The sequence below is a fragment of the Actinomadura sp. CNU-125 genome, from assembly GCF_001942465.1.
In the GTDB taxonomy this organism is placed as follows: domain Bacteria; phylum Actinomycetota; class Actinomycetes; order Streptosporangiales; family Streptosporangiaceae; genus Spirillospora.
Map to the genome: position 1 here is coordinate 1 of NZ_MKJY01000284.1, position 6601 is coordinate 6601.

The window sequence follows — 6601 nt, forward strand, 5'->3', positions numbered from 1 at the left end:
GTGGCACGTTCCGCGGGAGTCGCCGCCACCGCCGCCGGGGCCGCGCGCGCCACGAGCACCGCGACCGCCACCGCCGCGCCGCCCCGAAGGAACTTCTTGTCGTCCACCCGACCTCCGTCACCCTGCGCACTGGTTCGAACACTTTCAGCACTCGCCAGTATCACCCAAGCACGGGGCCCGCGCCGCGATTTCCGCAGCGTGGCGGCGGACGCGCCGCCGGGCGGCCTGGCGGGAGCGGCCGGGTGGGAGCGGCCGGGCGGGAGCGTCCGGGTGGCGGGAGCGTCCGGAGGCCCGGTCAGCCCGCGGGGAGCGAGGCGCCCTGGCGGGGGTCGCACGCGAGCCGGTAGCCGCGCTTGACCACCGTCTCCACGATCCCGGGACGGCCCAGGCCGCGCCGGAGCCGCGCGACCGCCATCGCACGGCGTGCTCGTCCGGCCTGCGGGCGGGCCAGGACTCCCGCGCCGCCGAGGCCCGGCCCGCCCGCCGTACCGCCGGCCCCCGGGGCGTCGGCGGCGCGCAGCCTGGCCGTCCCGGCAGCGCGCCCGACAGCTCCGACCGCGACACCACGTGCCCCGGGCGCCGCGCCAGCGCCCGCAGGATCGCCATCGGCGCGGGCGCGATCGGGCGCAGCTGCCCGTCCAGGACGACGCGTGCCCGCGCAGCTCCAGCGCCAGCCCGCGGACCCGCAGCCGCCGGGCCCGCCGCCGGGGCAGGTCGGCGGCCAGCGTCCGCAGCCAGCGCGCCGAGCCTGGCCCGTTCGGGCTGGACGGTCGGGACGCCGCGGGCGGTCAGCTCCGCCGCGGTCACCGGGCCGACGCACGCCGCGACCAGCGGGCCGCGCATGGCCTCCAGCAGCGGCTCGGCGAGCCCGTCCGCGGCGGCCGCGGCCAGCGTCGCCGCGAGCGCCGGGGCGCTGGTGAACGTGATCGCGTCGACCGTCCCGGCGACGGCCTGCCCGACGAGCCGGTGCAGCGGCGTCGGGTCGTCGGCGGGCGCCCACCGGTACACCGGGACCTCGACGACCACGGCGCCCGCGGCGCGCAGCGCCCCGGTCAGCTCCGGCTGCCGCTCCCCGTAGAGCTGCACGGCGAACGCCGGCGCCGGTCAGGTCGCCCGCCAGCAGGTGCCGCAGGACCTCGGCCGTCCCCTCCGACTCCGGCGACCACCGCTCCCGCAGCCCCGCCGAGCGGACGGCGCGCGCGCCTTCGGCCCGCGCGCCAGGGCGCGGCGTCGCCGAGGCGCGCGACGAGCTCGTCGCGCATCCCCCACCCGTCGGCGGTCTCCAGCCACGCGCGGAACCCGATGCCCGTGGTGACGATGACGTGATCGAGCGGCGCGGCTGGCACACGCGCGGGTCGCCTCCAGCAACCCCGCGTCGTCGGCGAGCGGGACGAGCCGGATCGCGGGCGCCAGCACCACCCGGGTCGCCGCGCCGCTCCAGCAGCGTCGCGAGCTCGTCCTGGCGGCGGGCCGCGGTCACTCCGACGGCGAACCCGGCCAGGGCGTCACCGGCGGCGCTCATCGGGGACCGCCACCTCCACCCGGCCGCCGGCGCGCCGGACGCCGTACGCGGGCAGCGCGACCCGCGGATCGTCCAGGCAGACGCCGGTGCGCAGGTCGAACACCTGCTTGTACATCGGCGAGGCGACGGTCGGGACCCCGTCGCGGGTCCCCAGGATGCCGCGCGACAGGACGTGGGCGCCGCTGAACGGGTCCAGGTTCGACAGCGCGTACAGGTCGCCGTCGAAGGTGCGGAACAGCGCCACCTGCGTCCCGCCGATCATGGCGCAGGCGCCGCGCTCGGGGATCAGGTCGGCGTAGGCGCACACGTCGGACCAGGCCCGCTCCGGCGGAGTCCGGTCCTGCCGGCGCCGGTCACTGCGGACGGACTGGGGAGCGCGGGCCTCGGGTGCGAGGGTCGCTTCGGTCGTGCTCATCGTGCGGCAACCTCCTGGCTCGTGATCACTTCCTGGCTCGTGATCGCTTCGATCCTCCGCAGGGGCGGTTTCGCGATTGGGTCCCTTCTGTCACCGGCGTGTTAAAAGACGCTCACGGCGGCCGGGCGGGACGCGGGCTCCAGCCGTACCGCGCACACCTTGAACTCGGGCATCCGGGACACCGGGTCCAGGGCCGGGTTGGTGAGCAGGTTCGCGCGCCCCTCCCCCGCCCAGTGGAACGGCATGAACACCGTGTCGGGACGGATCGCCTCGGTGATCCGCGCGGCGGCGAGCGCGGCGCCGCGGCGGCTGCGGACCCGCACCGCGTCGCCGTCCTCGATCTCCAGGCGTCCGGCCAGGTCGGGGTGGAGTTCGACGAACGGGCCCGGCTCGGCCTCGGCCAGCGCCGGGACGCGCCGGGTCTGCGCGCCCGACTGGTACTGGGCCAGCACCCGCCCCGTCGTGAGGTACACGGGGTAGTCGGCGTCGACGTCCTCGTCGGGGCCGGCGGTGCCCGACGGGGACGAACCGGGCGCGCCGTCCGGGGTCGCGAAGCGGTCCAGGAACGGGCGGGGCGTGCCGGGGTGGTCGGGCGACGGGCACGGCCAGAACACCCCGCCTTCCCGCGCGATCCGCCCGTAGGTGATGCCGGAGTAGTCGGCGGTGCCGCCCGCGCTCGCCCGGCGCAGCTCGGCGAACACCGTCTCGGGGTCGTCCGGCCACTCCCCCGGCGCGTCCAGCCGCCGGGCCAGCTCGGCGAGGATCCACAGGTCGGTGCGGACGCCGCCCGGCGGCGCGACGGCCCGGTTGCGGCGCAGCACCCGGCCCTCCAGGTTCGTCATCGTGCCGGACTCCTCCGCCCACTGCGCCGAGGGCAGCACGACGTCGGCGCGCGCGGCCGTCTCGGAGGGGACGAAGTCGGCGACCACCAGCAGGTCGAGCGCGGCGAGGCGGTCCTCGACGGCGGCTGCGTCCGGGGAGGACACCACCGGGTTGGACCCGAACAGCAGCAGCGCACGCGGGCCGGAGGGGGCGCCGAGCGCCGACAGCAGCTCGTGCGCGGACCGTCCGGGCCCGGGAAGGGAGTCGGGTTCGACGCCCCACACCCGCGCGACGTGCGCACGCGCCGCCGGATCGTCGATCCGCCGGTAGCCGGGGAGCTGGTCGGCTTTCTGCCCGTGCTCGCGGCCGCCCTGCCCGTTGCCCTGCCCGGTCAGGCAGCCGTAGCCCGAGCCGGCCCGGCCCGGCAGGCCGAGCGCGAGCGCGAGGTTGATGAACGCGGTGACGGTGTCGGTCCCGCCCGCGTGCTGCTCGGCGCCCCGCGCGGTCAGGACGTGCGCGCGGGCGGTGCGCGCGCGAGCAGCCGGACCGCCTCGCGCATCCGCGGGACGGGCACGCCGGTGATGCGTTCGGCGCGGTCCGGCCAGTAGGAGTTCACGGCGGTGCGGACGGCGTCGAACCCGGTGGTGCGGGCCGCGATGTAGGCGTCGTCGGCCAGGCCCTCGGCGAGGGCCAGGTGCAGCAGCCCGTTGGCGAGGGCGAGATCGGTGCCCGGGAGCGGCTGCAGGTGCAGGTCGGCCTGGCGGGCGGTGGCGGTGCGGCGCGGGTCGACCACGATGAGGGCGCGCGCCCGAGTCGCGCATCGCGGTCAGGTGCCGCATGAAGGGCGGCATGGTCTCGGCGACGTTCCCGCCCGCCAGCAGCACCGCGCCGGTCGCGGCGAGGTCGGTGACCGGGCCGGGCAGGCCGCGGTCCAGCCCGAACGCCCGCCCGGCCGCCGCGGCGGCCGACGACATGCAGAACCGCCCGTTGTAGTCGATCTGGGACGTGCGGAGCGCGACCCGGGCGAACTTCCCGAGCGTGTACGCCTTCTCGTTCGTCAGGCCTCCGCCGCCGAACACCGCGACGGCGTCGGCGCCGTGCGCGTCCCGCAGCCCGCGCAGTTCCCCGGCGACCCGGTCGAGCGCCTCGTCCCACGTGCACGGCTCCAGGGGCGCGTCCCGGCTGTTGCGCATCAGCGGCGCCGTGAGCCGGTCCGGGACGGTGAGCAGTTCCGCCGCCGTCCAGCCCTTGCGGCACAGCCCGCCCTGATTGGCGGGGACGTCGTCGCGCGGCGTCACCTCGACGGGAGGCGCCGCCGGGGACGCGTCCGAGGCGGCACCGTCCGAGGCGGCACCGTCCGGGACGGCGCTGAGGGTCATGCCGCACTGCAGGGCGCAGTACGGGCAGTGCGTGGGTGTCCCGATCATGCCGCAGAGCCTGCCCCGAGGCCGTTTCGCCGCCGATTCCCGCAGATGACCGCCGTGTTAAAAGGCGTTCACGCAGCGCGCACGGCGACCGGTGGGCGGCCTCGCCAGGAATGAGAATCTCAGATTCTGACCATAGCGTGTCAAGCGTTGTCGAACGCCGTCATGGTCGTTTCGTCACCTTTCGACCGGTTGTCGCACGGATCAGCGGCGTCCCCGCGATCTCCCGGACGGATGCGGCCCCGACCGCCCACCCCGTCCTGCCGTCCCGTCAAGATCGCGCCTAACCTCGGTACCATGCCCGACCTTGCCTACTACGCCTCACTGCCGCGCTCGCGCGGCGCCGCGGCGGCCCTGCTCCTGGACGACCTCGGGCGGGTCCTGCTGGTCAAGCCGACCTACAGCGAGGGCTGGTTCCTGCCCGGCGGGGTCATCGAGGCCGACGAGTCCCCCCTGGCGGCGTGCCTGCGCGAATGCGAGGAGGAACTCGGCCTCGTCCCGCACCTGGACGGCCTGGCCTGCGTCGACTGGGGCTCACCGCGCTCCGACGGCGTCGACTCGGTCAACGTCTTCGTCTTCGGCGGCTCCATCACCGGCGCGCAGGCCGACGCGATCCGGCTGCCGCCCGACGAACTGTCCGACCACGTCCTGGTCGCCCCGGAGAAGATCCCCGAGCTGGCGCCCGCGCACGTCGCCCGCCGGATGGAACCGGCCCTGCGCGCCATGACGGAGGGCCGCGCCGTCTACCTCGAGGACGGTCTCGAGCAGCCGTTCGGCACCCCCGCCCTCGGCCGCCGCTAGCCGCGCCCGGCTGCGGCGCGGACGGCCCTCCGGACCGGCGTCACGCCGGAACGGCGTCCTTGATCTGCCTGCCGCGCTCCGGATCGGCGACGCGCGCGCAGTGTGCGCAGCAGTACCAGTGCCCGTCCACGTCGACGCCGTGGCCCATGATGCGGCAGTCGCAGTTCTCGCACACCGGCGCCATCCGGCTGACGGCGCACTCGAACGAGTCGAACGTGTGCACCTCCCCCTGCGCGTGCACCTCGAAGCTCATGTCGTAGTCGTTCCCGCAGACCTCACAGGTCGCCATGGCCCGTTCCCCCTCTTCCGCCGCGTCGCGTGCCTACCCCACCCGCCCTACCCGCGAATCCGGGTCAGACTCCGGCCTCCGCCAGGCTCGTCCGCCGGTCCCCGATCCGAACCCGGCGCATGTACACGGCCCAGGTCAGCGCGACGCACGCGCCGTAGAACACCGCCAGGGCGACCAGCGCGGGCCCGATGCCGCCGGTCCGCTCCACCGACACGCGGAACGCCTGCTGGACCAGCACCCCGCCGAACGCGCCCACGGCGGAGATCAGCCCGATCGCGGCCGCCGCTTCCCGGCGGGCCGTGTCGGCGGCCCGTCCGGCGGTTCCGGCGCCGGCTCCGTCCGCGCTCGCCAGGGCGCGCACCCTGAAGACGGCCGGGATCATCTTGTACGTCGAGCCGTTGCCGATCCCGGTCGCCGCGAACACCCACAGGAAGGCCCCGAGGAACAGCGCCCACGACCCCGCACCGACGCCGACCCACACCGCCACCGCCCCCGCGCCCATCGCCACGAAGCTCACGAGGGTGACGCGCGTGCCGCCGAACCGGTCGGCCAGCCAGCCGCCCACCGGCCGGGCCGCAGACCCCACCAGAGCCCCGAGCCAGATGAAGTGCGACGCCGTGACGCTCGGGAACTCGCTCGCGATCAGCACCCCGAAGGAGAACGAGTACCCGATGAACGACCCGAACGTGGCGATGTACAGCACCGACAGGACGATCGTGTGCGGCCGTCCGGCGATCCGCCGCATCTCGCCCAGGGTGTAGGCGCGGCCCGCCTTCGCCAGGTTGTTCATGAACAGGTGCGCGCCCGCCGCCGCGAGCAGCACCAGCGGCATCCACACCCAGCCGACCGCCATCAGCCCGAACGCCGCGATCAGCGGCGGCATCGTCAGCTGCGTCACGCTCACCCCCACGTTGCCGCCCGCCGCGTTCAGGCCCAGCGGGAGCCCCTGCCGGTCGGCCGGGTAGAAGTGCGCGATGTTCGACATCGAGGACGCGAAGTTCCCGCCGCCCAGCCCGGTCGTCGCGGCGATCAGCAGCAGCGCCCAGAACGGCAGGCCCGGGTTCGCGACCGCGAACACGAACAGCCCGCACGGGATCAGCAGCAGCAACGCGCTGACGACCGTCCAGTTCCGCCCGCCGAACCGCGCGGGCGCGAACGTGTAGGGGATCCGCAGCGCCGCCCCGACCAGGTTCGGCAGCGTCGTCAGCCAGAGCACCTGCCCGACCGACAGGGACACCCCGTTGCCCGCCATGTGCAGCACCGCGATGCTCCACAGCAGCCACACGCAGAACCCCAGGTGCTCGGTGACGATCGAGAACACCAGGTTC

At 75.5% G+C, this 6601-nt stretch carries 4 protein-coding genes and 2 pseudogenes; 1 reads left to right on the top strand and 5 read right to left on the bottom strand.

Going from position 1 to position 6601, the window contains the following annotated elements; genetic code table 11:
* Nucleotides 1-295 precede the first annotated feature (295 nt).
* From BJF79_RS67410 to BJF79_RS28780, 3 genes and pseudogenes are all read right to left on the bottom strand, one after another.
* Nucleotides 296-1522 (bottom strand): annotated as a pseudogene (locus tag BJF79_RS67410) (uroporphyrinogen-III synthase).
* The gene (gene nirD / locus BJF79_RS28775; protein ID WP_083734073.1) at nt 1506-1937 is read right to left on the bottom strand and encodes a nitrite reductase small subunit NirD; all 432 of its coding nucleotides are present in this window, start codon (nt 1935-1937) and stop codon (nt 1506-1508) included. The pseudogene BJF79_RS67410 and the gene nirD overlap by 17 nt, the downstream one beginning before the upstream one ends.
* A 101-nt stretch (nt 1938-2038) precedes the next feature.
* Nucleotides 2039-4186 (bottom strand): annotated as a pseudogene (locus BJF79_RS28780) (molybdopterin oxidoreductase family protein).
* 294 nt (nt 4187-4480) lie between these two features.
* On the opposite strand from BJF79_RS28780, the gene BJF79_RS28785 reads away from it, so the two are divergent.
* The gene (locus BJF79_RS28785) at nt 4481-4984 is read left to right on the top strand and encodes an NUDIX domain-containing protein (protein WP_075902053.1); all 504 of its coding nucleotides are present in this window, start codon (nt 4481-4483) and stop codon (nt 4982-4984) included.
* Between the two features lie 40 nt (nt 4985-5024).
* On the opposite strand, the gene BJF79_RS28790 is transcribed toward BJF79_RS28785, so the two are convergent.
* Both BJF79_RS28790 and BJF79_RS28795 read right to left on the bottom strand, forming a co-directional pair.
* Nucleotides 5025-5273: a hypothetical protein gene (locus tag BJF79_RS28790; RefSeq protein WP_075902055.1), complete on the bottom strand. Its 249-nt coding sequence runs from the start codon at nt 5271-5273 to the stop codon at nt 5025-5027.
* Between the two features lie 64 nt (nt 5274-5337).
* Nucleotides 5338-6601, bottom strand: a 1264-nt coding sequence (locus BJF79_RS28795) for an MFS transporter (RefSeq protein WP_075902059.1), incomplete at its 5' end; no start/stop codon positions are given.